The organism is Bacillus coahuilensis m4-4 (assembly GCF_000171615.1).
Classification (GTDB): Bacteria; Bacillota; Bacilli; order Bacillales; family Bacillaceae_K; genus Bacillus_T; species Bacillus_T coahuilensis.
This window is the reverse complement of the sequence record NZ_ABFU01000060.3, coordinates 79,805-104,916: the sequence shown is the minus strand read 5'-3', so window position 1 is coordinate 104,916 and position 25,112 is coordinate 79,805. Positions and strand designations below refer to the sequence as shown.

Genomic DNA, 25,112 nt, shown 5'->3' with positions numbered 1-25,112 from the left:
ACCTCACTCTATATCTTTTTATCAACAATAATGCCAAGAAATTCTGCCATGGCTGCATATATATCCAGTAGTTTTTTTGGTGGGACCTCTCGTACCACTTCGTTGCTTTTTTCATCAACGATTGTTACATAATATTCCTCTAGCTTATCATGAAATTGAAATTTCAACGCCGTTTGAGTATTCTCTAAAAATTGATTTAAAGTGTCTACGGTTTTTTCTGCCTTTTCTTTTGAAAGTAGAGGAGAATGAGAGTCATCATTTTTGTATTTCGATAAATCTCGTATTGGTAGAATTTCTTCTATTTCACGAGTAGCTGATGAGGTCGTCTGGTCAACAGACGCTTCACGTAAGCTTGATGTATTAATAGTAATTTTCTCAATCAAGGCCTTTCACCTCATTATCAGAAAGTATCTACTAATTATATCGGTCTTTTTCGTTGGAGGTTTAGGGGAAGTAGGAAGAAAACTTTGGGAGTTTATTTTTAGATAGAAAGAAAGAGACTAGCGAATATGCCAGTCTCTTCTAAAAAACTTATCGAAGCAATTGAAGTACACCTTGTGGAGCTTGGTTTGCTTTTGCAAGCATAGCTTGAGAAGCTTGAGCAAGGATAGATTCTTTTGTTTGATTCATCATTTCCTTCGCCATATCAACGTCACGGATACGAGATTCCGCAGCTGTTAAGTTTTCAGATGATGTACTTAAGTTATTTATTGTATGCTCTAATCGGTTTTGATACGCACCTAACTTTGAGCGTTCTTCCGAGACCGTTGTAATTGCGTCATTAATTTTTGTAATAGCCTCATTAGCGCTAGATTGAGTTGAAACATCTAAACCAACGGCTGCTAACGCTTTGTCCTTTACAGTACCATCAGCATTTAAAACAGCTGCTGAACTTGAAGAGACCGAAACATCAAAAGAATTTGTTCCGCTGAAACCAGCTGCAGTTGTTACTGCTGAATCTTTAACTAAAGTAACTCCCTTATTTGCTGTACTATTAAAAGCAACTTTAGTGGCATCTTCTTTTACAATTACAGATTCACCATTCATCGTAAACTTCAGCTCATCACTCGCTAAACCTGCTTGTGATGCAGATGCTGCAGCTTGAGCAGAGTTACCACCAGCTGATGAATCTGTTGAACCTGCTGTTAAGTCTCCAATACCTGCTGTAGTAAATGCAGCGTTAACTTCTACTGCTGTTACTGCTGTTGCATGGTCAGACGCTAAGGATAGTGTAATTGTTTTACTACTCTCGTTGATACTCGCAGCTGTTGTAGCTCCTGCTCCAATTTGTTTCACTTCAAATTTATAATCGTTATATTTAGAACTATTGGCTGAACTTTCAATTGTCATTCCAGTAAGACCAGTGGCTCCGCCATTCCATTGAGTTTTTGCAGCTGTATCAGATACAGTAAATGACTGAGTAGTACCATTCCCCATAGAAGTGCCAGTTGTTCTATCCATTTCAACCTTTTCGATTCCTACATTTGACGAGTTGATAGTAGCTGTTGTTTCAAATCCAGCAACACCTAAACTTTTTGCATCCATTGCGTTAATTTTCAGATTAATACTCTGCCCTTGATTAGCACCAATGTGGAATGTATTATCTAATCCACCGGCCATCAGGTTCTGGGTATTAAATTCTGTATCATTTGATATTCTAGTTACTTCTTTTGCAAGTTCATCTACTTCAGCTTGAATCTTACTACGGTCATCTTCTGTTTGCGTGTCGTTAGCAGATTGCACTGATAATTCACGCATACGTTGCAATATACTATGCGTTTCATTCAAAGCACCTTCAGCTGTTTGAATCATAGAGATACCATCTTGTGAGTTACGTTGCGCTTGGTCTAGTCCGCGAATCTGTCCACGCATTTTTTCAGAGATTGCTAAACCAGCTGCGTCATCTCCTGCACGGTTGATACGAAGGCCAGATGATAGCTTTTCCATTGATTTTGCACCAGCATTATTTGCACTGTCTAACTGACGATAAGTGTTCAAAGCCGCAATATTGTGATTGATAATCATTTTTAATTTCCTCCTTGGATTTTGAGTGAACTTCCATTTTCACTGTGTAATAGATTTTTAATGGAACAGTGTGATTCAACTCCCGGGTGCGTGAATCATTCTGTTTTTAACTAAAAAGACGAGTGAACGTTGTGAAAAGAAAATGCGTCCTGCAGGTTCTTTTCACAATGGTTCACTCGTCCTTGAGTGTTTGATTATTTTAGTTGCTGTTGTTTCTCGTAAATCTCTCCGCGTACAATGGATACTTCTCTTGGGGCTTCTATCCCTAAGCGTAAGTGGCCATCCTCGCTTTTAATTACTTTTACAATGATGTTGTCGTTGATGACGATATATTCTTCTGGCCTTCTTCCTAGTACTAGCATGTAGATCCTCCTTGATAATGAAAAAAGGATGCGTTAATAAACCAGTATGGGATCGTGCGTCCTGCGCGGTCCTACTAGTCTACTAACTCATCCTTGAGTGTATATTCCATATAAAGTTATATTTTCCTGTTATGGTATTTATATCGGTAGGTAATAAGAAATGTTTAATAGTTTTTTAGAAAAATTATATATTTTTTAGTTCTTTTATCACCTATAAATGTAATATATTTGTAAAAATCATTGTATTTCCATTTTTTTCACTGTAAAATACTTCTATGACATCAAGGAGGATTTTGCACACATGTTAGTTCTAGGGAGAAAAGTTGGAGAATTTGTAGTGATTGATGAAAAAATCAAAGTAAAGATAGTGAAAAGTAAAGAGAATCAACTAAGGCTAGCTATTGAAGCACCACCAGAGGTGACAATCATTAGAGGTGAAAAATTAAAACCTTTAGCATAAATAAAAACCCTTCGACAGAGTCGAAGGGTTCTTTGTTTCAATTAACGAAGTAATTGAAGTACTCCTTGAGGAGCTTGGTTCGCTTTTGCAAGCATTGCTTGAGAAGCTTGAGCAAGGATACTTTCCTTCGTTTGGTTCATCATTTCTTTCGCCATGTCAACGTCACGGATACGAGACTCCGCAGCTGTTAGGTTTTCAGAAGATGTTCCAAGGTTGTTGATAGTGTGGTCTAGGCGGTTTTGGTAAGCACCCATTTTTGAACGCTCTGCTGATACTGAATTTATTGCCTCATCAATTCCTGCTAGCTGATCATCAAAAGATGTAGTAGTAAAATCAGTTACATCAATAGCAGAAATAGTAGTTGTTGTACCTAAGTCAGCCGCTTTCATACTATTTAAATTTAAAGTAAGTTGTTGAGTTTTGTTTGCTCCAATTTGAAAGACTAAATCGTCACTTCCATCTCCTGCGCTACCATCCCAACTACCATCTAATAAAGTTTTACCATTGAACTGAGTTCTATCACCAATTCCATCGACTTCATTAATTAGCTCAGCTATTTCATCTTGAATTGCTTGTAAATCTTCTGTTTCATTTGTCCCTGTATTCCCAGCTTGAACTACCAGTTCTCTCATTCTTTGAAGAATATCATGCGTCTCATTTAAAGCACCTTCTCCAGTTTGGATAAGAGAGATAGCATCCTGCGAGTTACGAGAAGCTTGATCTAATCCACGAATTTGACCACGCATTTTTTCAGAGATTGCTAGACCGGCAGCGTCATCACCAGCACGGTTGATACGTAAACCAGAAGATAATTTTTCCATTGAGTTAGCAGATGCATCGTTAGCGCCATTTAATTGACGGTGTGTGTTAAGAGCTGCGATATTGTGATTGATAATCATAATAAAATATTCCTCCTTGAATTTTGAATGCTCACGTCCTTGTGGGCATTTTGTTAGTAGTTGTGTAGGGAAGATTGAAGTCGGCCGCCCCTCTCTCCCTTACACTGTTAATATCGGAGGCTTTTGAAAATGTTTAATAGTTTTATAAAAAAAATTAGCTTTTTTTGTCCTGAGATAATATGGTAAAAAGATCGGAGATGTCTTTCGTTGCTTCTTCATTGCTACTTTGAATCTCAAGAAAGATTTCTTTCCGATGAATCTCTATATGCTTAGGAGCGTTAACACCTACCTTCACTTGATCCCCTTGTACAGATACAACAACCAATTCAATATCCTGACCTATTTGAATGGCTTCTCCTTGCTTCCTTGATAATATAAGCATCTCGTCACCCCTTATCCGCGGTGCTCATGAAAAGAGCATGCTTCGTTTGATAAGACGTATCGTTCAGTATGACTTGTTTTCCCATTCGCTTCGAACCATTGATAACCACTGGAGCCTGCAAGTTGGCAGTGGATTGAACAAAAGGATTCTGAACAGTTAAAATGACAAACACTTGTATGTTGGCTTCTCCTTCTAACTCCAGCTGGTTTTTTGTCGAGTCATCCAATTGAAATTCATAGTCTTGAAAGAAGCCATATGGATTGGTGACAACAAATCCAACCGTTGTTGATTGTATTGACTGTAGTATAGCAAACTGTTCATTTCCAGGGAGAGGAAGGAGCACAAACTCTGTTTCGTCTGGAAATCCTGGTATCCCTAAGTTAAAGGAAAGAATTGAGGCTGGATCAATCTTTAATTCTCCATGATATTTTGTTTGGATGTTCATCTGTCGCATTCCACCTTTTTATATTTCCGTCTCAAATCTGTACCCTTTATACTGTAAATGAGCAAAATCAATTTGTAAATCCTGGTATTGCTTCATCGATACAGTTGAGGTACCTGGCTGGTAATCGATGATCGCATTAGCAACTTTTGTATTATTTATAGGTTGGTGTGTTTCAAAGGAAATATCCACCTGAGTTTTTGAGATATTCAGATCCACTGATCCATGAGGAGGAATCCAACCTAGTCGAAATTCAAATTTGGGCGTTTCACTATTCCGTTTGGCTTGCTGTTGAATGATATTTTTTTGACCTTTCGAGAATCCTCTTAACAGTTCCGTGCCTTCTGATGCCTTTTTACCAAGATATTTCATCCATTGTTCATAACCAAGGTCGGCTGCTTCCTCTGCCATACGATTCACACTTTTCATATTCATAGCTTCCCACACTCTTGTTTGATCAATCGACAGCTTCCCTGGAGATGTTTCAATTCTTAACTTCGGTGCCGGTTGTTGGATGTCAAGGGTAGGGCCCGGTTGTTCAATGGATTGTCTGGGCTGTGTACTATCCAGTTGAATGAGTGCTGGTTGAGACTGCAAGCGTATTTGTGGGTGTAACATACAATTCCCCTCCTCTAGAGAAAAAAGCTATCTAAGAAGATAGCTTTTAACGTAAAAAGTCTAATAATGTAGGTTGAATGATTCGTGCTCCTGTTGAAAGTGCTGCATTGTGAACGGCTTCTTGCATCATCAGCTCGCTGATCGCTTCTTCCATATTCACGTTCTCATTATCCGATAGTATTTGTGTAGCAGAGATTTCTTGGGAACCAAGTCGTTGCTCCACCATTTCAATACGATTGTAGCGTGCGCCAAGCTCTGAACGTTCTGCTCCCATGACGCTCATCACATCATCTAAGTCACTCAAAAAGTTATTAAGATCAGCTCCGCTTTCGAGTCCATCTTTTATCCCTTGAACCGTATTAAATAATTTTTGGCTAAATACATTATTAGGATTCACACTTACATCTAGAAATACATTCTCTGATACTTCGATCTTATAATTCTTATTTCCATAAGTAGCAACAGTAACTGGATTAGAAGAAGCAATAGGCGATTCCGTTACATCTGTACCGTTAAAGAGGTACTTTCCAGCCACTTTCGTATTGGCCGTGTTCTCTAAGTCTTCAACAATTTGTTGAATCTCAGCAGAAATAGCTTTCTTGTCGTCGTCACTTAACGTTCCATTTTGTCCCTGAACCGTTAATTCCCTCACACGCTGCAGCCCTTGATTTGCCTGCTCAATGGCAGACTCAGAAGACTCTAACCATAGGTACCCTTCACTGAGGTTACGTTTGTATTGCTCAATTTGTGTTAAGTTCGAACGGTAGTACATCCCCTTCATGGCAACGACTGGATCGTCAGAAGGCTTGGTGATCTTTTTACCAGTTGCTAACTGATCTTGAATTTGGCCAAGTCTGTTGTAGCTATTACTAATATTAGAGAGGGAATTTCCTGCTAACATTCCTTGTGTTACACGCATTTATCAATCAGCCTCCTATCTGCCTGCACGGCCCATGCCGTTGATAATAGTATCTAATAATTCATCCGTTAATGAGATCATTCTCGCCGCTGCGTTATACGCATGCTGGTATTGAACCATGTTGGTCATTTCTTCATCCAGTGAAACTTGACTGGTAGACATGCGGCGATTCTCTACTGCACCTCGTAAGGTGTCACTGTTCGTCGTTAATCGGTTCGCTTCTTGAGCTTGAACCGCCATGTCTCCAATGATAGATTCATAGTAGTTCTTAAATGTCGTGTTATAGGCTCCAAACGCTGGAGCGGTCGTAATGACGTTCGCAAGTTTTGTTACATTCTCCGCATTCCCCATACTAAGGTCGGCAGTAGAAGCTGTTGCCATGTTATCCAGGTTTTGATAGATATCATTGCTAATACCAATTTTGCTGGCAAAATCTTTTTGTGTGGCTATAGCTGCCCCGTATTCTCCGGCAAAAAAGTCAGGCGCTGGACCCGGCGCGCCATTGATCATAGCTGCCGTTGCTCCTGATGAATGAACAGCATTGAACTCATTGGCGAATGTAAAGGCCATATAATCAAGCTCTTCTAGCATATTTGCGTACGTTCCGTTTACTGGATTACTGCTAGTTTCATAACCATAGGATTCTACTAACCCCCGAAGTTTACCCACGGATTCGAAGTCTTCCATAGAAACAGTTTGAGCACCAACCGTAACACTTGAAACTAAATCATCTGTATTGTAGTTGACTTTGATTTCATTCACCGTGTTTTTCCCCACAAGCATGGCGGATCGGGTACTGTTCTCTCCGTTTGATAGGTAGACCACCGCTGTACCTACTGCACTCGGGTGAGGTTGTCCGCCGTTCTGTTGATAGCTTACGGAGATATCCACTAGACCTGACAATTCATCTAGTAGATTATCACGGCGATCATATAGATCATTCGGAACATAGCCGTGAGGCTCTACATCAGAGATTTGTTGGTTAAGATTGTTGATTTGATTTAACAAAGAATTTACTTGTTTCTCAGTAACTGAGATTTCATTTTGTAAATCTTTTTGTACGTTTTTAATAGAAGTAGAAAGGTAATTAAACGTTTCAGCTACCGCAATACCACGCTGACGCACTACGGACTTTGCGCCATCATTTGTGGGATCAGCTGCGAGATCCTGAAGGGATTTCCAGAACATGTCCATAGTTGCAGCTAAACCTGAATCTGATGGTTCATTCATAATCTCTTCCATTTTCTCAAGAGCAGTTGCTTGAGATTGATAGTACCCTAGTTTGTTATGTTCTCCACGATACTGGTCGTCCAAAAATGAATCTCGAATACGAATGATTGCATTAGCCTCAACCCCTGTTCCAATTTGTCCCGGTATTTGCGGCGCATTAAAGCCTGCAGTCGGAAACGGCGTCGTAGTCGACATACTCACTTGTTGGCGAGAGTATCCTGGCGTGTTGGCATTAGCAATATTATGTGACGTTGTATAAAGCGCACTTTGAGATGTATTCATCGCACGCTTAGCGGTTTCTAAACCAGCAAATGTTGACATCCTATTTCCTCCTCTTAAGCTTTTGAATCAAATAATGATCTAGCGGCCGTTGGTTTTTTTCCTTGAACAGGATTTCCGTACGTAGCCTGTGGCTTTTGTGGCTGTACCATGGAAAGGTTTAAGTGAACAAACTGCAATGATTGCAAAAGCAGACGTTGGTTGAGTTCGTTACGTTCTTTAAGCTGCTCAATGGCTTCAGCTAATGACTGTTGAAGAGATCGTAGCTCGTGCTTCTCTTCATCTTTTGCTACATCTATACAGTCAGAAATGGTCGGTTCTGACTTTGAGTGAGCTCCGTACCTTTCGAGCAAGAAGTTCACAGCCGTTTTTTGACGTTCTGCTTCGACCGTCTTAATGGCACCAAGATGCTTTTGTTCGTTTTGTAAAAGCTCGTTTAAACCCGTCATATCCCCATTTTTTACAATTTCCGTTTTTTGTAGGGCTAGGTTATATAAGCTTTTATGCAGAGAGACTAATTTTTCAAGAACGGCAAAAAGCGACTGTGAAGACATGGTATTTCATTCCTTTCACTAGACTACCTCTCCAAATAATCGGTGGAGAGGTAGGTTACATTTGATTAAAGAATTTAAGCAAGCTTTCTGCGACTGCTTTTGGCTCAGGTTTGTATTCCCCAGCTTCTACTTGTTGCTTCAATTCCGCTAGACGTTCTTTACGGGTTGCTTCAAACTTTGACGCTTCTTGCATATGAAGTGCTTTTGATGATATTTCTACTTTGTCCGTACGGTTGGTTGCGGCTTGAGATTCCTTCACCTTGTTGAGTTGATTTTGGTAAGGATTAATTTTATTAAAGCCTGTTGAGTTAATTTTCATGGTATCACTTCCTTTCTTATGTAGTTTGATGTTCAGCGGTCGTTACTACTTATATCGGTTGATGTTGATAAAAGTTTAACATATCTTAACAAGAAAGATAGCAGTGACGCTATCTTCTTGTATTGATTGTTTTGTACGTACGCTCCGCTGAATGGTTCGCTTTTTTTACTTCATTGATCTTTTCAATTGTTTCAAGCTCTGTCTTGATGCTGGTTTGACATTCGTCACAAACTTTCCCTTCTTTAATAACCCGTGAGCATCTTTCGCAAGGATACCCAAGATTAGGAAAGTGCCGTAAATTTAGTCTACCCTTTTTACCCATTTAAAAAGTAATGCTTTCTCTACCCCTGTTTTTTCTACAACTGTGTCAATGTGTGCAGTACGGTTTTCACGTTTGCGTAGGAATGTCGCGACGGTATCATATAATTTCTCTTCTGTTCGAAAACAGTTTTCACAAGTGTCTCGAAATATATTATGAACATATAAGGTCCCACAGTTTGGACAATTTTGTAATTCTGCCATACATAATCCCTCCAAGGAGTTTATGTTCTATATATCGGCAAACAGAAGAAAAATTTAAAGTTTTTTTATCCCCGAACCAAGGTAAATACTGCCACACTTTTCGCTCCGTGCCGGTACAGTACTTCCGATGCGGAGTGCACAGTGACACCAGTTGTGTAAATATCGTCTACAAGTAGCACTCGCTGTTGCTTTATTTCTTCGTAACAAGTGAAAGGATTGCTCACCATATTCATACGTTCCTCTCGAGACTTTTTTGACTGTTTTTCCGATTCGGTTCGTGTTAGAAGATGTTGGTAAGAGTATCCCCTCCTTTTAAATAGCGCATCTACTTGATTAAATCTTCGTTCTTCTGCTCGGTTTATACTTAGTGGAATAGGGACGATGATGTCGAATGTAAGCTTTCTATATTGCTGTTCAATTTCATGATGAAACGTTTCGCTCAGCCGGTAATCTCCTCTGAATTTAAACCGGGCAATGTACGATTTCATAAAATCATTGTACTGATAAAGAGAAAGATTGTGTAGGACTCTATCCTTCCAAAAAGGGACACGCTTCCACCGATGACAGTCATAGCACTCATTCCGGTCCCCCTCTAATTCCCTTGAACACGTTTCACATCGTTTTCCAGTTAACCTTTGAAACTGACCTGCACAGTCCTCACAAAGCACTCTTGGTGCACGTGACGGAAGGAAGTCCACCCATGACATTTCATCTACCCAACTTTGATGGCAAAATAAGCATATCATGGGTGTAAAAGCCCTTTCCGTCTCCCTTCATTATTCATATCATCTATATGAAGATAGGCTCTTTCCATCGCAAGGGATTTTCCAAAATGAAAAAACGTTACATTCCCAGCTGGAGATTCCTTCTTTCTCCCTACCCGACCAGCAATCTGCACAAGTGCGCTTTCTGTAAATTGGTCGTCTTCAGCTCCCACAACTCCTACATCTACCCCCGAAATGGTCACGCCTCTTTCTAAAATAGTCGTTGTTAATAATAGTGGACATCTTCCTTCTCGTAACTTCATCACCTTTTCTTTTCTTTCCCTGTCCTCAGCGTGTACAGATAAACAATGACGATTCAGCTGCTGAAATAAAGGAAGCGCAGCTAACATATGTTTAATCGAAGGGAAAAATAGCATGATAGGAGTTTGGTCCATTAACCGTTGGTTTACCCACTGTAAAATTACGCGTGGAATTCTTTCCTTTTCTATGCTTTTTTGCCAATTCCCGCACCACTTAAACTCCGGAAGTGGCAACGGATACCCATGAAATCTAGCTGGTATACGAATGAAGGGATGTGTGCGAATTTGATGTTTGGAGGGAGTAGCCGTTAATTGAATCAGAGCACTTGTTGATTTTCGAGCAGCTTGAACTGCATGTTGAAGGGATCTATCGTATGAATAGGGAAAGGCGTCAATTTCATCGACAATCATCGTATCATATGCTTGTTTAAAACGATAAAGCTGATGAGTGGTGGTAACAACTAGTTGGGTTGCTTTACCCATGTCTTCACCTCCTCCATATAGAGCTGCGACTTCTATCCCCTTAAAAGCTCTTCGTAGTCGCGGGGCTAATTCTAACACAACATCCGTTCTTGGGGTGGCAAAGCACACACGGTCCCCTCGCATCAAAGCTCTGTCTATGCCTTTAAACGTGACCTCTGTCTTACCAGCACCACAAACCGCCCAAACGAGAAGACTCCCTTTGGATACGATAGTCCTCACAACTTGATCTGATGCTTCTTGCTGGGGAGAGGATAGTGTACCATCCCAGGTTAATCGTGAACGCTTAGAAGGTTCCCACAAAACGTCTGCTCCTGACCATTTATATAGCGGCTGGCAGCTTGTCACCCGCCCCATATCAATGCAATGTCTGCAGTACGAGCACTGAGTTTGACATATGATACAAGGAAATGAAGCCATCTGGTTATTGCCGCATCGTTGACATGTTCCGTCCACAATTGAAGGTAGTGGAGAAATAAGTTGTTGTTGAAGGTTTTGCTTTAGTTCCATTGGGGTAAGGGGTATTTCAGAAGAAAGAAGAAGTTTTCCGGAGAAATGGTGTTGGAGTATAGTTTTCATCATTCACCTCATTTTTAGGATAAAGTATATTAACTATATTCTCTCTTTTATTTGATTCTCCTTTTACTATCAAAAAAGAGCTGAGCATATTTCATGCACAACTCTTTACTCTTGTCTTCTTTTTATTCATACCTCTTTGCCCAGCCAAGTCCCATAGATCCTTCACCTAGATGGGTTCCAATGACAGGACCGAAATAACTTACATTAAATTCAACCGATGGGAAGCGTTCTTCTAATTCCCGCTGAATTTCCTTCGCTTCTTCTGCGCGGTTAGCATGAATGACACTCGCTTGAAGGGGTTCCCCTTTTTCTACGGCTTCTTCTAGCAGCTCATACATACGCTTTAACGCTTTTTTACGCGTACGAATTTTCTCAAATGGTACGATGACTTTATTCTCAAAATGAAGAAGAGGCTTTATCTGCAGTAGGCTACCAATCATCGCTTGTGCACTAGACAAACGACCACCACGTTGAAGATGTGAGAGATCATCCGCCATAAAATAGGCACCAATAGAGCCTTTCATTTCATCCAAGCGTAGCATAATTTCATCAACAGGTTTACCCGCGTTCGCCATCTTCGCTGCTTCAAGAACGTAAAAGCCTTGAATCATGCAGCTAATCTCTGAATCAAACGCATACACGTCAATCTCGTCTACCATATTGCCTGCTGTGATGCTCCCTTGATAGGTTCCGCTAATCCCACTGGATAAGTGAATTGATACCACTGCATCATAGTCTTTCGCTAGTTCCTCAAATAATTCAACAAACTGTCCTACAGGGGGCTGTGAAGTGGTTGGTAATTTTTCATTCACTCGTACCTCTTCATAAAAGGCCGAATCTGTAATATCAACCTCTTCCTGGTACGTTTCTCCTCCAATAATGACGCTTAAAGGAATCATGTGTATATTGAGCTTGTCGCGCAATTCTTTCGGTATGTAGGCTGTGCTATCCGTCACAATTGCCGTTTTCATCGTATTACCTACCTTATATATTATAGTTTATCTGGACATGCTGATTGCTTTCATCCTATGCATACTTTCCATTTTATATGATATTCATTTCTTTTGCACCAGTTTGAACAATATTTTATAGATGCACAATAGGAAAGCTAGCCCCTCGGCTAGCTTTTCGTTCTTCTTAAGATTCTTGGAAGAAGATTCCTGATACTTTCCATCCATCATCCGTTTTTTGCATGATGGTTACTTGTTTCCCTGACTTCTTTGCCGTTTCACCCGTTTCAATCATAGTCGTCTCAGCTGTCATGTCAGCATACACATCAGCTCGGCTTCCATTAAAGCTAATAACCGTTACATTCTCAGCTATACGATTCATGTCTAAATAACTGAACAGTCCGCGAACTGTCTTTTCTTCATCTTCATAAGAGAAATTTAAAGGCGTTTTAGACAGAGTCGCCATATATCCATCTACGTCTTCTTCATTAAATGTTGTAATATACTTATTAAAATCACTTAAGATCATTTCCTTCTCTTCTTCCGGTAAATCCGCTGGTTCTACTACTTCTGGAATCTCGGTTAAAAGATTGCTGTTCTCATTAATCACATCTTGTTCTTCTTGTGTAGCAGTCTCTTCCTTTGGTTGATCTTCCTTTTCTTCACCTTCACTGCAACCAACTAGAAGTACACTAGCCATCCCAATGATTGCGATCCATTTTTTCCAATTCATCTCTCATCATCCTTCATACACGTCATTTCTATTTATTCTAGTGAAAAAAGGGAAAAGTCTCAATGATTTTTAGAAAATGTGAAGGAAATAAGGGGGATTTCTGTAAAGGATAGAGTTATAAGAACGACTATTATTGTTTTTGGAAAAGTGCCTGGGAGCTTTTTAGGATGTAAGGAGGTTTGACTCTTGGTCGCCCACTTTCATCGATATTACGCCCACTCCCTTTGTTAAAACGCCCACCTTCTCAGCGTTTTCGCCCATCTCTGTTTACAAGCGAGCTCTCCGCTACCACTAGCCACTCGATACCGCTCACTTCCACCAAGATTCCGCCCACTTCCTTTGTTAAAACGCCCACCCTCTCGGCATTTCCGCCCACCTCTAGGTACTAGCGGGCTCTCCCCGACCACTAGCCACTCGGAAGCCCCCACTTCCACCGAGATTCCGCCCACTCCCTTTGTAAAAACGCCCACCCTCTCGGCATTTCCGCTCACCTGTAGTTTCAAGCGGACCTCCGCGACCACTAGACACTCGGAAGCGCACACTTCCACTGATATTCCGCCCACTCCCTTTGTTAAAACGCCCACCCTCCCGGCATTTTCGCCCACCTGTAGTTTCAAGCGGGACCTCCGCGACCACTAGCCACTCGTAAGCGCACACTTCCACCAAGATTCCGCCCACCCTCTCGGCATTTCCGCCCACCACTAGGTACAAACGGACCTCCGCGACCACTAGACACTCGGAAGCGACCACTTCCACCAAGATTCCGCCCACTTCCATAATAAAAATGGAGGTTAGTATAAAAAGTAGACATCCGTATTGGCGTCATGTTTAAATCAAACCAACGATATAAAAGGACGTGGGTAATATGACAAAGAGAACGAACTACTCTAAAGAATTTAAAGAATATGTGACAAAGCTTGTAGTGCTAGACGGAAGAAGAATAGTGGATATATCAGAAGAGTTAGACATTCCATATGACACACTTCAAAAATGGGTGGCTAGTTATAAGACAAAGCAAAAAGAAGCTGAAGACAATAGGCAGAATGCATTGCTAAGTGCATCAGAGTACAAAGATTTATACGAAGATGAAAGACGCAGAAAACTGGAGCTAGAGGAAGAGGTTGCGATCTTAAAAAAGGCCATGCACATCTTCACGCTCGAAAAGAACTAAGGTTTGAATTTATCGAGGCTCACAAGGATGAACACACCATTGTTAAGATGTGCGAGGTTCTAAATGTTTCTAAAGCTGGTTTCTTTAAGTGGAGAGGTCGACGTGATAGTGAAGATACAGAAAGAGAAATATTCAACAAATTTTTAGATGAAAGAATACGTTTTCATTTTTATGATAATTTAGGAACATATGGAAGTCCTAGGATTCATAAGAAGCTTTTGAAAGTAGATGGAATAGTGGTTTCTGAAAAGACTGTTGCCAATCGTATGAAAACAGCTGGGTTGTATGCCATGCATACCAAAAAATATATATCAACTACAGACTCTACTCATGATTTGCACTACTATGAAAATGTATTAAATCAAAACTTTTATCCGGAAGAACCAAATAAGGTGTGGGTAACAGATATAACTTATATTCAAACAGGAGAAGGGTTTGTTTATCTGAACCCTGTCATAGATCTATTTTCTAGAAGAGTAATTTCTTTTACGATCGGTGATCGTATGGATAGAAACTTACCATTAAATGCATTAAGAAAAGCTTTAGAGATCAGAATGCCTGAACCAGGGTGGATTCATCATTCTGATCGAGGATCTCAATATTGTTCTAAGGATTATATAGCCGAATTAGAAGCAGCTCAATCGACGATTAGTATGAGTCATAAAGGTAATCCCTATGACAACGCATGTGTAGAGTCATTTTTCGCCAGTTTGAAAAAGAATACCTTTATAGATTTACGTTTAAAACCAAAGCCGAGGCTATGTCAGCAGTAGCCTTTTATATTCAGTTTTATAATAAAAAAAGAATACATTCTACGTTAGGATACGTAAGTCCTGAAGAATACGAGAAGGCGTATTCTAAGGAGCAAAAACTATACGCCAATGAAAGCATTATTCCCTCTGCATAAAGTAAGAATAGAATTTGATTCTTACTTTATGCAGAGGGCCTCCAAGCGAAAGCGCGGAAGAGAATATACGCCAAATTCATCCGGAAAATTGTCTACTTTATTGACAGAACTCCAAAAAACGCCCACTCTCTCGGCATTTCCGCCCACCTCTAGTTACAAGCGGACTCTCCGCGACACCGACACCACCTACCCCTCTACCTTCAGAAAATCCCACAAAAAAAAAACCAATGCGATTTCGCATGGCTCTAAAAACATTATTTTACTTCAACCCAGCCTTTTTTAATCGCTGTAACGACGGCTTGGGTACGATCATTCACGTTCATTTTTTGAAGAATGTTACTAACATGGTTTTTAACCGTTTTTTCTGAGATATATAATGTTTCACCGATTGTTCTATTGCTACATCCATCTGCTAAAAGCTGTAACACTTCACATTCTCTACGGGTTAATAAATGAAGAGGTCGACGAATTTCAACAGGTTGATAAACCGTCTGCTGATGCTGCTCTTTAATTAACTGGCGATATTCTCGAACCAGATTATGTGTAACCTTAGGATGTAAGTAAGAACCTCCCTCAGACACGACTTTCACTGCGTTCACGAGAGCATCTGCATCCATTTCTTTCAATAGGTAACCTAGTGCTCCAGTTTGCAAAGCATGAGACACATAGCTTTCATCATCATGTATACTTAAAATAATAATTTTTGCATGTGGGTAACGATCAATTAATCGTCGAGTGGCTTCCACTCCGTTAATAACGGGCATATTAATGTCCATAATGACAACATCTGGGTGGTGCTCCTCATATAATTGAATCGCTTGTTCTCCGTCATCACCTTCTGCAACAACGTCAAAGTATGGTTCAAAATCTAATATTCGTTTGACTCCTTCTCTAAACAACTGATGATCATCAATGATAACTATTTTCACCATAAGACTTACCTCCATGTACTCCGCTAAGGTAAAGGAACCTCTATTGTGATGGCTGTGCCAACGTCAATTTTCGACAATATGGATAACGTACCATTCAATAACTCCACACGTTCCTTCATCCCCATAATTCCAAAGGAACCTTGTTTTGTATTTTCAGTATCAAACCCTTTACCATTGTCTTTCACAATGACAAGTACCTTTTCTTTTTTTATCTCTATTTTCACTTGTATTTCTGTAGGTTGTGCATGTTTTAATGCATTATTTACCGATTCTTGAACCATTCGAAATAATGCTACTTCAAATTTAGATGGCAAGCGTTTTTCTTGCCCCATGTTTTGAAAAGTGATGACTACTCCTGCATGATAATCTTCGAGTGTATGTAAGTATTTTTTGAGGGTAGGAATTAACCCAAGATCATCCAGTGCCATTGGTCGTAAATCATAAATAATTCGTCGTACTTCATAGAGTGCCGAGCGAACCATTTGTTTCATTTCACGTATTTCACTGAATCCTACTTCTGGGCCGTGTTCCTTGTATACTTTTTCAGCTAAGTCTGTTCTCATAAGAACATTGGCCATCATTTGAGCAGGTCCATCATGAATCTCTCTTGAAAGTCGCTTTCTTTCATCCTCTTGTGCTTCAATAATTCGGAAACCAAATTCTTGTTTCATTTTGGCATCCTCTAAAGCTTGACTCATTTCCCTTATGTCACTGCTTAAATAATTTAAAACAACCGTAATTTGAGAGACAAGTTGCTCCGCTCGCTCGATCGTTTCTTCAAGTGAATAAAGTCTTCGTTCAAGCTCATCACGTCTATTTCTAAGCTGCAACTCTTGATGTCGATTCATACTTAACTGCATTTGTAAATCATGAGCGGTCTCATATGCTTGACGTACTTGTTCTTCTGAGAACTCTTTAAAACTGTGGCTAACTTGAGATAAACGATTTCTAGCTAGGCGTGCTTTAGATTCTAAATCATCGCCTTGATCAATGACATTGTTTACCTTTTCTCTTATAAACAATAATTCTTGATGAATATCGTCATACTCATTTCGACATTGTTCTTCAATATGGAATACATCATCTTTACTTTTACTAACGGCATCGACCATTTTTTCAAGGATATTGTCTAATACTTTTTTATCTACTTTATGAAAAGACATCTAGGGTACTCCTTAGAAATTTATTCCTCTACATTTTACAGTGTAATAACGTAACATACTATGTTATATCTAGAAAATAACGAAAAAAATACGGAAGAAAGACACAGGATATTTCCATTATCTATGTCAAACATCCTATATTTTATGTGTGTTTCGGCAAAATTACGCATCAAATTGTACTACTTACGATATTCTTCATAAATTCATGATAAACTGATATGGTAGAAAAACGAGAGAAATTTGGAGAGAGAAATCAGGTGATCCATTGTTAAAACGATATAAAACCGTAAAAGGCTACGGTGAATTTGAATTGATTATTCAAAAATCTAAGTTCATTGCTTATGTCGAAAGAACCGAGACAGAAGAGGCTGCTGTCGAATTTATAAATAAAATAAAAAAGCTCCATCGTTCTGCTACACATAATTGTTCTGCTTATTTAATAGGAGAACATGATGAAATACAGAAAGCCAACGATGATGGAGAACCATCTGGCACGGCTGGTGTTCCTATGCTAGAAGTGTTAAAGAAGCAGGGTCTAAAAGATACAACGGTAGTCGTGACTCGGTATTTTGGTGGTATTAAGCTTGGTGGTGGTGGACTTATACGTGCCTATGGTAAATCTACATCCGAAGGATTAAAGGCTACTGGGATTGTCGAACGAATTTTACACAAGGAAATAATTATTACGATTGATTACACCTTGTTGGGGAAAATAGAGAATGAGGTTAGAAATTCACCCTATCCACTTCTAGATATCTCCTACACAGACCTCGTCCAAGTAATTATACATGTTCCTACGGATGAAGTACCTGAAGCTATTGCTTGGATAACAGAACTATCTAACGGACAAGCAGACATTAAAGAAGACATCACCCTATACCGAGAGCTTGATTTTACAGAAGAATGACATTGTCACTTTATTTTAGAAGAAGTATAATTTTTCTTATGTGCCATGAAAACTTTTTAACTTATCAGGAGTGTAAATAAATATGGATAGAATTCAATTGAAGCAGCAAAGGAAAAAGAAACGATTGTTAAAACGGCTTGTTCTAACCTCTATCATGATTATGGGAGCTATTGCTCTTTACTTTGGGTATACAGTGTTTTCTGTGTATAACGCAGCTTCCAATTCATATAGCGAGTTAGAGCGAGGAATGAAGTCAGAACTAAGAACCGAGGAAGTTAAGATTACGAAAGAACCATTTTCAATGTTAATTATGGGGATAGAAGATTATTCGAGTGAGGGAGTAGGTAGAACAGACTCTTTAATGGTTGCTACGATTGATCCGGTTAATAAGAGCGTAAAATTATTAAGCATTCCCCGCGATACTCTGGTTGATATACCAGGAGAAGGTGAAGATAAAATTAATCATGCTTATGCAAAAGGGAAGAAGGATTTAACTATAGCCACAGTAGAGGAGTTTCTTGATATTCCAATTGACTATTATACCACAATTGGTTTTAAGGGCTTTAAAGAAATTATTAATGAAATAGGTGGGATTACTGTGGATGTTCCATTTGATTTTTATGAAAATAGTGATGTAGATAATTCTAAGATTTATTTTACAGAAGGTGAAATGAATTTGAATGGCGAAGAGGCATTGGCCTATGCGAGAATGCGAAAACAAGATCCTCGTGGAGATTTTGGTCGTAATGAGCGTCAACAAGAAGTTATACAGGCTGCTATTGACAAATTGTTAAGTCCAACAAACCTCTTAAAGATAGATTCTATCGCTCAACATATAGGAGATAACGTAGAAACAAATTTCAAAGTAAGTGACGCTCTAGCGGTACAATCAAAGTTTAAGGACTTTAATACTAGTTCTATAGAAAAACTTTCTATTACTGGGACTGATGTAAGATATTCAGGTATTTATTATTTTCAAGCAGATCCAGTTGAATTGACAGAGGTGAAATCCGCTCTTAAAGCTCATTTGAACCATATATCATCGACTGTTAAAAATAGTGAAATAGATGAGGTCAATGAGGAACTATGAGTGAAAAAAAATCTAATGTCATAATCTACCGAGATTCATTATTACCTAAGTCCGAAACATTTATTCAAAAGCAAACAAATTTTTATAAAAGTTTCACTCCGTACTTTCTTGGATATAAACATGTTAAGAAAGGGCTATCACTTCCTACCGATCGTGTTTATACGGATAATGAAAATGTGAAAAATGGGATTTCAGAAGTTCTTAAGAAGAAAATTGGTTGGAATTCATCCTTTGATCGTTACATTGCTAATGTTTCTCCGACCCTTATTCACGCTCATTTTGGACCTGATGGGGTTTTAGCCTACCCATTTGCAAAAAGACATAAGCTTCCTCTTCTTGTTACTTTTCATGGCTATGATGTAACGGTAAAGGATACATTTCTTAAACAGCAATCCTTTAACGTAAGAAACTATGTCAAAAAAAGAGAAATTCTGAAAGAAGATTGGGTATATCCTATTGCTGCTTCTTCATTTATTAAAGAAAAGCTCATTGAAAAGGGCTTTGACGAAGAAAAAATCATTACGCACTATATAGGAGTGGATATAAATGCATATAGTCATATATCACCACTTACTTTAGAAGAGAGATCACACTCTGCTTTATTTGTTGGACGTCTTATAGAAAATAAAGGAGCTCATTATTTCATAGAAGCAGTAAAATTATTAATGCAAAATGACTTAGATTTAACCGTTCACATAGCTGGGGATGGTCCCGAAAAGAGCCGGTTAATGGAGCTCTCTGCTCCATTTGAAGATCGGTTCCACTTTCATGGAATGATTCCTCATGACGAAGTGTTATCACTGATGAGCTCATCAAAAGTATTATGTGTACCAAGTGTGGAAGTAGAATCCGGTGCATCAGAAGGTTTTGGTATCGTGTTTATTGAAGCCGGATTAATGGGACTCCCAGTTGCAAGCTTTTATACGGGTGGAATTCCAGAAGCCGTATTACATGGTGAAACGGGTCTACTCACCTCGCAAAAAGATGTAATTAATTTAAGTGAAAATATTGGGACTTTACTTACTAACACAGACTTATGGAACGAAATGAGTTTAGCCGCTCAGAAAAGAGTTCGCTTTGAATTTGATATTGAAATTCAAACAAGAAAATTGGAGCAACTTTACAAAGATATTGCCAATAAATTATAAAATATGGATTGCATTCCTTTAAATTTCTGCTATCCTACTAAAGAGTATGTTTTAAAATTGAGGTGAAAGCATGTACTCGTTTATTGATTTCATTATTGCATTTTTTATATCTTTAGGAGTGAGTGTTGCTGTAACTCCGCTCGTCATAAAATTTGCGATAAAATTAGGATTTGTCGATAAGCCTGATCACAGAAAAGTTCATAAAGGTCTCATGCCAAGAATTGGCGGGCTTTCTATTGTCATTGGTGCAACGGCAGGATTATTATATCTACACGAAATTATCTTGCACATTTGGCCATTACTTGTTGGAGGAGCCATCATATTAGTAACGGGTATTCTTGATGATAAATTTACAATATCCCCTAAAACAAAGCTATTAGGTCAACTAATTGCAGCAGGCATTGTTGTGTTTTATGATATAAAGATTGATTTCATTAGTCTTCCTTTTGTTGATGAAAGAATATATCTTGGTCCGTTCTCTTATGTATTTGCCATACTTTGGATTGTTGGAATTACGAATGCCATAAATCTGATTGATGGACTCGATGGGTTGGCAGCTGGAGTGTCTGTAATAGCTATGACTACCATTATGACACTTGCAGCATTTAATAATCACATGCTAGTCGTAGCCTTAACTGTTATATTAATCGGTGGATCTATTGGATTCTTATTTTTTAATTTCAATCCGGCAAAAATTTTCATGGGTGATACAGGAGCCCTATTTTTAGGATATTGTATATCGGTTATATCTTTATTAGGTTTATATAAAAGTGTAACAATTTTCAGTTTAGTCATTCCAATTATTGTCTTAGCGATTCCAATATTTGATACGTTCTTTGCCATTCTACGCAGGATTTTGAATAAAACAAAAAATCTCTGCTCCTGATAAATCTCATTTACATCACTGTTTATTAGAGCTTGGCTATTCACATCGAGAAACAGTATTGATTATTTATAGCATAGGTACATTCTTTGGCCTTTGTGCGATTCTATTCTCACGCTCCACATTATGGGGATCACTACTAGTTCTTGGCGTTTTAATTCTTTTGATACAACTAACAGCAGAACTAGTCGGACTTATTGGAAAGCACAAGCCACTTTTAAACACGATGAAAAAACTAAAGAAGTCCAGCTAAATAAAATAAAGCCTTGAGCGCTGATGCTCAGGGCTTTATTTACGTTTTTAGTTTCTTTATTATTGTTTTAATAATAACAGGAGCAAATAATCTTACTTCGATTAAATAGATAAGAATCCCAATCGCAATCAATAATCCCAATAATAGTATATTTGATATAGATAAAGGGTTGACCAAAAAGTACAGACCATAAACCAATATCCCCATAACAATGGATAATAGAAATGGTTTAGCAATTGCAGTCAGATACTCATTTATGTTTAATGATATTAGATACCTTAATAAGAAACGTCCAACAATAAAATTTAGTGTGCTTATTAATACATAAGCGACCCCTACTGCTAAAACCCCTTTATCAACAACTAAGTAAAAAGAGATACCGTTAAGGATTGCGATACCTAAATACCCAAAAAAACGCAATATTCGCTTTACCTTTTGCTAAAAGAATACTACCATTCAGGTTCATTAGTACTCGTAATATTCCTAAAACAGCTAATACCTGTACAACAGGAATACTTGCTTCCCACCCGTTACCAAATATTACAGGAACCAACACATCTGCTGTTGCCATTAAACCAATTAACATCGGTACTGTAACATAAGATAATAATTGACTAATTTGAGTAAACCCTTTTTGTAAAGTAGGGTGGTCATGTTGGTTTTTAGAAAAGACTGGAAAAGCTACTTTCGTGACAATTGGATTGATTTTTGTCACAGGAATGGTAATGAGCTGATAAGCCAGTGTATATATACCTAATGCTTCTGGTCCTAAATAGCGACCAATTAATAAATAATCCATATTCGAAGAAACATAATTCACTGATCTTGAACCCATTTCAAATACCCCAAAAGACAGAAAGTGCTTCACTTCTTTGAAGTTAAAGTAAAGCAAAGGAGGAGCCTCTTTCCAACCTCTAACTGCATTTAATATAGACTTGACACTATTCGTTACAATTTGTCCTACTATTAAGCTCATGACACCATGGCCAAGAAACGCGAGTAGGATAGCAGACGTACTTCCAGTTACAATTGAAGCAATTTCAATTTTTGCAAGCGTATTAAAGCGTAATTTTTTTTGGAGCAAGAACTGAAATTGCTGACCAAAAGGGGTAACTAAGAAAATGATGGCAATATAGGGTACATATTGCTCAAGTCTTGGCTCCTGATAAAAGTTTGCAATAAGGGGTGAAGATAAATACACTAGTACACTGATTGTCCAACCTGCTATAATATTCAACCAATACAGTGTGGATAATTGTTTTCTAGAAGCATCTTGGAAATGGATTAGAGCAGAGGATACCCCAACGTCGGAAAACACTTGTGAAAACACGATTATAACCAAAAGCATACTCATAAGTCCAAAATCGGCTGGCGACAATAGCCTAGCAAGAATGGCAAATTGAACTAACTGGACCACAGTATTTACCACCATAGACATACTTGTCCACTTCATACCACCGAGCATTTGTTTTGAAAACTGACTCATATAATTCTCCTTTATATAGAAGGAACCCCACTATCTAGAAGTAGGATTCCAAGTTGCTTGGCGCTTACCAGTTAATGCACGCAGGGTACCTTTTAACGCGGCATAGTTTACTAAACAGAAATAATAAGGAATATAGGTTATTTTGGTTTTTGTAAATTTCCCTAAGAAGGCAAGGGAATAAAATATAAGTTGCAAACAAAACAACACTTGATAAGTTAGCTGATCTAACAAGAAAAGATTTAATACAAATACTGCAATCATATAATAAGCAACTAACCAACGTAGGAATTTATGTGACATATACTTAAAGAAAAATTCAAAATTACTGAATGGGTTAAGCATAGGGAAATAACTCATAATTCCAGTAAAGCTTCTTGTTACAATACGAACCTTTCGACCAAATTCTTCCTTTGAGTGAGGAGAAGTCTCTTCCATTGTGACTGCAAGAGGTTCATAAACAAAGCGTTTTCCTTGTCTAATGACAATTAGAGGATTTTGCATGTCATCTCCCACATTGGGATTCATTTCTTGAAAAAGTTCATTACGTAATGAATAGATTGAACCATTTGCCACAATGCAAGTACCAGTAGCAGTTTCTAATTCCTTTAGTAGTTTTTCATACTTCCAGTAAGCCCCTTCAGATTCCCCAATTGAAGAACCTGTAGAATTGAGTAATCGTAATTCACCACATACCCCACCTACTTGCTCATCAGCATAATATTGAACAAGAGATTTGATTGCATCTTCTTTATACATTGAATTTGCATCTGAAAAAACCAGTACTTCGCCAGTAGCTAAATGAACACTTTTATTTAATGCTGCCGTCTTTCCTTTTCTTCCTTTTACCACGTTTAAGCGAACAAATGGATAGGCTGCTGAATACTCTTCTACAATTTCATTGGTACGGTCAGATGAGTCATCTGATACAACAATCACTTCAAACTGTTCCTTTGGATAATCTAAATTAACTGAATTTAAAAGTTTACTGCCAATCACTTTTTCTTCATTATAAGCTGCAATGAATAACGTAACCTTTGGTGTATAATGAATATCCTTTTGAATAGGTTTCTTTACAAGCTTTGCTAAAATTTTCAATACAATTGGATACCCTGCGTAAATATAGACAATTAATACGATAAAGAACCATAATAGTAGTTCAATCATGTCGTAACTCCCTTTCCTTCAAGTACAAAGTATAACTAAACGGGTAAAAAGGGTGACCTCAAAGTAAGCGTGTCACCCTTATCCCGATCCTATACATTCATTATTATTTTCGGTCATGAAACCTGCTTCTAAATGAAACGAAATAGCTTCAAGCAGTTTTTAGATTAAAGAATCACTATCAATTATGATAAATAAGAAACAATGCTATATAAACAAGTCCTATTCCAATTAAATGATTTCTCGTAACCACTTTCGAAGAGGTCCTTCTAAATCAGGACGTTTTAAGGCGAATTCAATTGTTGCTTGAATGAATCCATACTTATCCCCTATATCATATCGGCGTCCAGAAAATATGTGAGCATAAATGTCTTCATGCTTTGTAAGTTCCTGCAAAGCATCTGTCAGTTGAATTTCGTTTCCTTTTCCAGGAGGAATTGTCTCAAGAATATCTAATATAGAAGGACTTAACACATATCTTCCCATTACGGCCATACGAGATGGTGCATCTTCTATTGCTGGTTTTTCAACTAAACCATTAACAGAATAAAGTCCCGTCTCTACCTCAATACCTGAATCGATAATACCGTATTTGGAGACATCATGATCAGGTACTTCTTGAACACCAATAACACTAGCACCTTTCTCATCATATTTATCAATTAATTGCTTTAGGCATGGCGTTTCACTCATAACAATATCATCCCCTAGCATGACAGCAAATGGATCATTCCCAATGAATTTACGAGCACACCAAATTGCGTGCCCCAAGCCTTTAGGTTCTTTTTGGCGAATATAATGGATATCAGCAAGGTTAGAAATGCGTTGAATTTGTTCTAGCTCACCAAACTTTCCTTTGGCTTCTAACATTTCTTCTAATTCTAATGCTTTATCAAAATGATCCTCAATAGCACGTTTTCCTCGACCAGTAACAATTAAAATATCTTCAATTCCTGAAGCTACTGCTTCTTCAATTATGTATTGGATTGTCGGCGTATCGACAATAGGTAACATCTCTTTTGGTTGTGCTTTTGTAGCTGGCAAAAAGCGTGTTCCTAGCCCTGCGGCAGGAATAATAGCCTTTTTTACAGTCATATTAACACCTCAATAAATATTTTTAGTTTGTTGAATTAAAGCTTATTATATCACAATTACCCGAAAAACAATTTACTAATAGGTTACAATTTCTTATTACAAAAAAAAGTTAACAAATGAACCGTGACCTTTTCACTAT

Annotated in this window: 27 protein-coding genes and 3 pseudogenes; 8 read left to right on the top strand and 22 right to left on the bottom strand. The window is 38.3% G+C overall.

Annotation, left to right across the window (positions count from 1 at the left end):
* Positions 1-8: 8 nt before the first annotated feature.
* The 4 genes and pseudogenes from flaG to M44_RS15795 all read right to left on the bottom strand — a co-directional run bounded on the left by flaG (position 9) and on the right by M44_RS15795 (position 2,387).
* Positions 9-383, bottom strand: a complete 375-nt coding sequence (flaG, locus tag M44_RS15805; protein ID WP_010175141.1) for a flagellar protein FlaG — start codon at positions 381-383, stop codon at positions 9-11.
* A gap of 148 nt (positions 384-531) precedes the next feature.
* Positions 532-831 (bottom strand): annotated as a pseudogene (locus M44_RS30060) (flagellin); the annotation flags it as partial.
* 840 nt (positions 832-1,671) lie between these two features.
* Positions 1,672-2,025: pseudogene (locus M44_RS30055) on the bottom strand (flagellin N-terminal helical domain-containing protein); the annotation flags it as partial.
* 194 nt (positions 2,026-2,219) lie between these two features.
* Positions 2,220-2,387 carry a carbon storage regulator gene (locus M44_RS15795; RefSeq protein WP_010175138.1) on the bottom strand — a complete coding sequence of 56 codons (168 nt, stop codon included), beginning with the start codon at positions 2,385-2,387 and terminating at the stop codon, positions 2,220-2,222.
* A gap of 301 nt (positions 2,388-2,688) precedes the next feature.
* On the opposite strand from M44_RS15795, the gene M44_RS15790 reads away from it, so the two are divergent.
* A complete protein-coding gene (locus M44_RS15790; protein ID WP_010175133.1) occupies positions 2,689-2,847 on the top strand; it encodes a carbon storage regulator in 159 nt (52 codons plus the stop codon).
* Between the two features lie 41 nt (positions 2,848-2,888).
* Here M44_RS15790 and hag read toward each other — a convergent pair whose 3' ends face one another.
* The 13 genes from hag to M44_RS15725 form a co-directional block, all read right to left on the bottom strand.
* Entirely contained in the window at positions 2,889-3,746 is an 858-nt protein-coding gene (gene hag / locus M44_RS15785; RefSeq protein WP_010175131.1) for a flagellin Hag, read from the bottom strand.
* A 154-nt stretch (positions 3,747-3,900) separates the two neighbouring features.
* The gene (gene csrA, locus M44_RS15780) at positions 3,901-4,128 is read right to left on the bottom strand and encodes a carbon storage regulator CsrA (protein WP_010175129.1); all 228 of its coding nucleotides are present in this window, start codon (positions 4,126-4,128) and stop codon (positions 3,901-3,903) included.
* Between the two features lie 4 nt (positions 4,129-4,132).
* A complete protein-coding gene (gene fliW / locus M44_RS15775; RefSeq protein WP_010175127.1) occupies positions 4,133-4,573 on the bottom strand; it encodes a flagellar assembly protein FliW in 441 nt (146 codons plus the stop codon).
* 18 nt (positions 4,574-4,591) lie between these two features.
* A complete protein-coding gene (locus tag M44_RS15770; RefSeq protein WP_010175125.1) occupies positions 4,592-5,188 on the bottom strand; it encodes a DUF6470 family protein in 597 nt (198 codons plus the stop codon).
* 46 nt (positions 5,189-5,234) lie between these two features.
* Positions 5,235-6,107: a flagellar hook-associated protein FlgL gene (gene flgL, locus M44_RS15765; protein ID WP_010175124.1), complete on the bottom strand. Its 873-nt coding sequence runs from the start codon at positions 6,105-6,107 to the stop codon at positions 5,235-5,237.
* Positions 6,108-6,122: 15 nt separating this feature from the next.
* Positions 6,123-7,658, bottom strand: coding sequence for a flagellar hook-associated protein FlgK (flgK, locus tag M44_RS15760; protein ID WP_010175122.1), 1,536 nt, complete (start codon positions 7,656-7,658; stop codon positions 6,123-6,125).
* Positions 7,659-7,672: 14 nt separating this feature from the next.
* On the bottom strand, positions 7,673-8,170 hold the full coding sequence (locus M44_RS15755; protein WP_010175120.1) for a flagellar protein FlgN: 498 nt from the start codon (positions 8,168-8,170) through the stop codon (positions 7,673-7,675).
* Positions 8,171-8,225: 55 nt separating this feature from the next.
* The gene (gene flgM, locus M44_RS15750) at positions 8,226-8,489 is read right to left on the bottom strand and encodes a flagellar biosynthesis anti-sigma factor FlgM (protein ID WP_010175119.1); all 264 of its coding nucleotides are present in this window, start codon (positions 8,487-8,489) and stop codon (positions 8,226-8,228) included.
* A gap of 300 nt (positions 8,490-8,789) precedes the next feature.
* The gene (locus M44_RS29590; protein ID WP_337444141.1) at positions 8,790-9,011 is read right to left on the bottom strand and encodes a hypothetical protein; all 222 of its coding nucleotides are present in this window, start codon (positions 9,009-9,011) and stop codon (positions 8,790-8,792) included.
* Between the two features lie 65 nt (positions 9,012-9,076).
* Positions 9,077-9,718 (bottom strand): ComF family protein, encoded by a 642-nt coding sequence (locus M44_RS15740; protein WP_162013683.1) that lies wholly within the window; start codon positions 9,716-9,718, stop codon positions 9,077-9,079.
* Positions 9,719-9,753: 35 nt separating this feature from the next.
* Positions 9,754-11,097: an ATP-dependent helicase ComFA gene (locus tag M44_RS15735; RefSeq protein WP_040365480.1), complete on the bottom strand. Its 1,344-nt coding sequence runs from the start codon at positions 11,095-11,097 to the stop codon at positions 9,754-9,756.
* 119 nt (positions 11,098-11,216) lie between these two features.
* The gene (locus M44_RS15730) at positions 11,217-12,065 is read right to left on the bottom strand and encodes a DegV family protein (RefSeq protein ID WP_010175116.1); all 849 of its coding nucleotides are present in this window, start codon (positions 12,063-12,065) and stop codon (positions 11,217-11,219) included.
* Positions 12,066-12,231: 166 nt separating this feature from the next.
* Positions 12,232-12,777: a hypothetical protein gene (locus tag M44_RS15725; protein ID WP_010175115.1), complete on the bottom strand. Its 546-nt coding sequence runs from the start codon at positions 12,775-12,777 to the stop codon at positions 12,232-12,234.
* Between the two features lie 865 nt (positions 12,778-13,642).
* Between M44_RS15725 and M44_RS15715 the strand changes: the two genes are divergently transcribed.
* Genes M44_RS15715 through M44_RS30050 form a run of 3 tightly spaced genes read left to right on the top strand, consistent with a single transcriptional unit; the run spans position 13,643 to position 14,855 of the window.
* Entirely contained in the window at positions 13,643-13,948 is a 306-nt protein-coding gene (locus M44_RS15715; RefSeq protein ID WP_010175113.1) for a transposase, read from the top strand.
* An 11-nt stretch (positions 13,949-13,959) separates the two neighbouring features.
* Positions 13,960-14,721 carry an IS3 family transposase gene (locus M44_RS23785; RefSeq protein ID WP_237705316.1) on the top strand — a complete coding sequence of 254 codons (762 nt, stop codon included), beginning with the start codon at positions 13,960-13,962 and terminating at the stop codon, positions 14,719-14,721.
* Entirely contained in the window at positions 14,634-14,855 is a 222-nt protein-coding gene (locus M44_RS30050; protein WP_081447553.1) for an IS3 family transposase, read from the top strand. The genes M44_RS23785 and M44_RS30050 overlap by 88 nt, the downstream gene beginning before the upstream one ends.
* Before the next feature lie 254 nt (positions 14,856-15,109).
* On the opposite strand, the gene M44_RS15705 is transcribed toward M44_RS30050, so the two are convergent.
* Entirely contained in the window at positions 15,110-15,787 is a 678-nt protein-coding gene (locus tag M44_RS15705) for a response regulator (RefSeq protein ID WP_010175111.1), read from the bottom strand.
* A 23-nt stretch (positions 15,788-15,810) separates the two neighbouring features.
* The gene (locus M44_RS15700; RefSeq protein ID WP_010175109.1) at positions 15,811-16,950 is read right to left on the bottom strand and encodes a sensor histidine kinase; all 1,140 of its coding nucleotides are present in this window, start codon (positions 16,948-16,950) and stop codon (positions 15,811-15,813) included.
* Between the two features lie 265 nt (positions 16,951-17,215).
* Between M44_RS15700 and M44_RS15695 the strand changes: the two genes are divergently transcribed.
* The 4 genes and pseudogenes from M44_RS15695 to M44_RS23780 all read left to right on the top strand — a co-directional run bounded on the left by M44_RS15695 (position 17,216) and on the right by M44_RS23780 (position 21,231).
* Entirely contained in the window at positions 17,216-17,857 is a 642-nt protein-coding gene (locus M44_RS15695; RefSeq protein ID WP_010175107.1) for a YigZ family protein, read from the top strand.
* An 82-nt stretch (positions 17,858-17,939) separates the two neighbouring features.
* Entirely contained in the window at positions 17,940-18,947 is a 1,008-nt protein-coding gene (locus M44_RS15690; protein WP_010175105.1) for an LCP family protein, read from the top strand.
* Complete coding sequence (locus M44_RS15685; protein ID WP_010175103.1) at positions 18,944-20,095, top strand: glycosyltransferase; 1,152 nt, start codon at positions 18,944-18,946, stop codon at positions 20,093-20,095. The genes M44_RS15690 and M44_RS15685 overlap by 4 nt, the downstream gene beginning before the upstream one ends.
* Before the next feature lie 70 nt (positions 20,096-20,165).
* Positions 20,166-21,231 (top strand): annotated as a pseudogene (locus M44_RS23780) (glycosyltransferase family 4 protein).
* A gap of 382 nt (positions 21,232-21,613) precedes the next feature.
* On the opposite strand, the gene M44_RS23775 reads toward M44_RS23780, so the two are convergent.
* The 3 genes from M44_RS23775 to galU form a co-directional block, all read right to left on the bottom strand.
* On the bottom strand, positions 21,614-22,717 hold the full coding sequence (locus tag M44_RS23775; protein ID WP_050771004.1) for an MOP flippase family protein: 1,104 nt from the start codon (positions 22,715-22,717) through the stop codon (positions 21,614-21,616).
* Positions 22,718-22,747: 30 nt separating this feature from the next.
* The gene (locus M44_RS15670) at positions 22,748-23,881 is read right to left on the bottom strand and encodes a glycosyltransferase family 2 protein (protein WP_010175100.1); all 1,134 of its coding nucleotides are present in this window, start codon (positions 23,879-23,881) and stop codon (positions 22,748-22,750) included.
* A gap of 228 nt (positions 23,882-24,109) precedes the next feature.
* Complete coding sequence (gene galU / locus M44_RS15665; RefSeq protein WP_010175098.1) at positions 24,110-24,973, bottom strand: UTP--glucose-1-phosphate uridylyltransferase GalU; 864 nt, start codon at positions 24,971-24,973, stop codon at positions 24,110-24,112.
* Between the last annotated feature and the right edge of the window lie 139 nt (positions 24,974-25,112).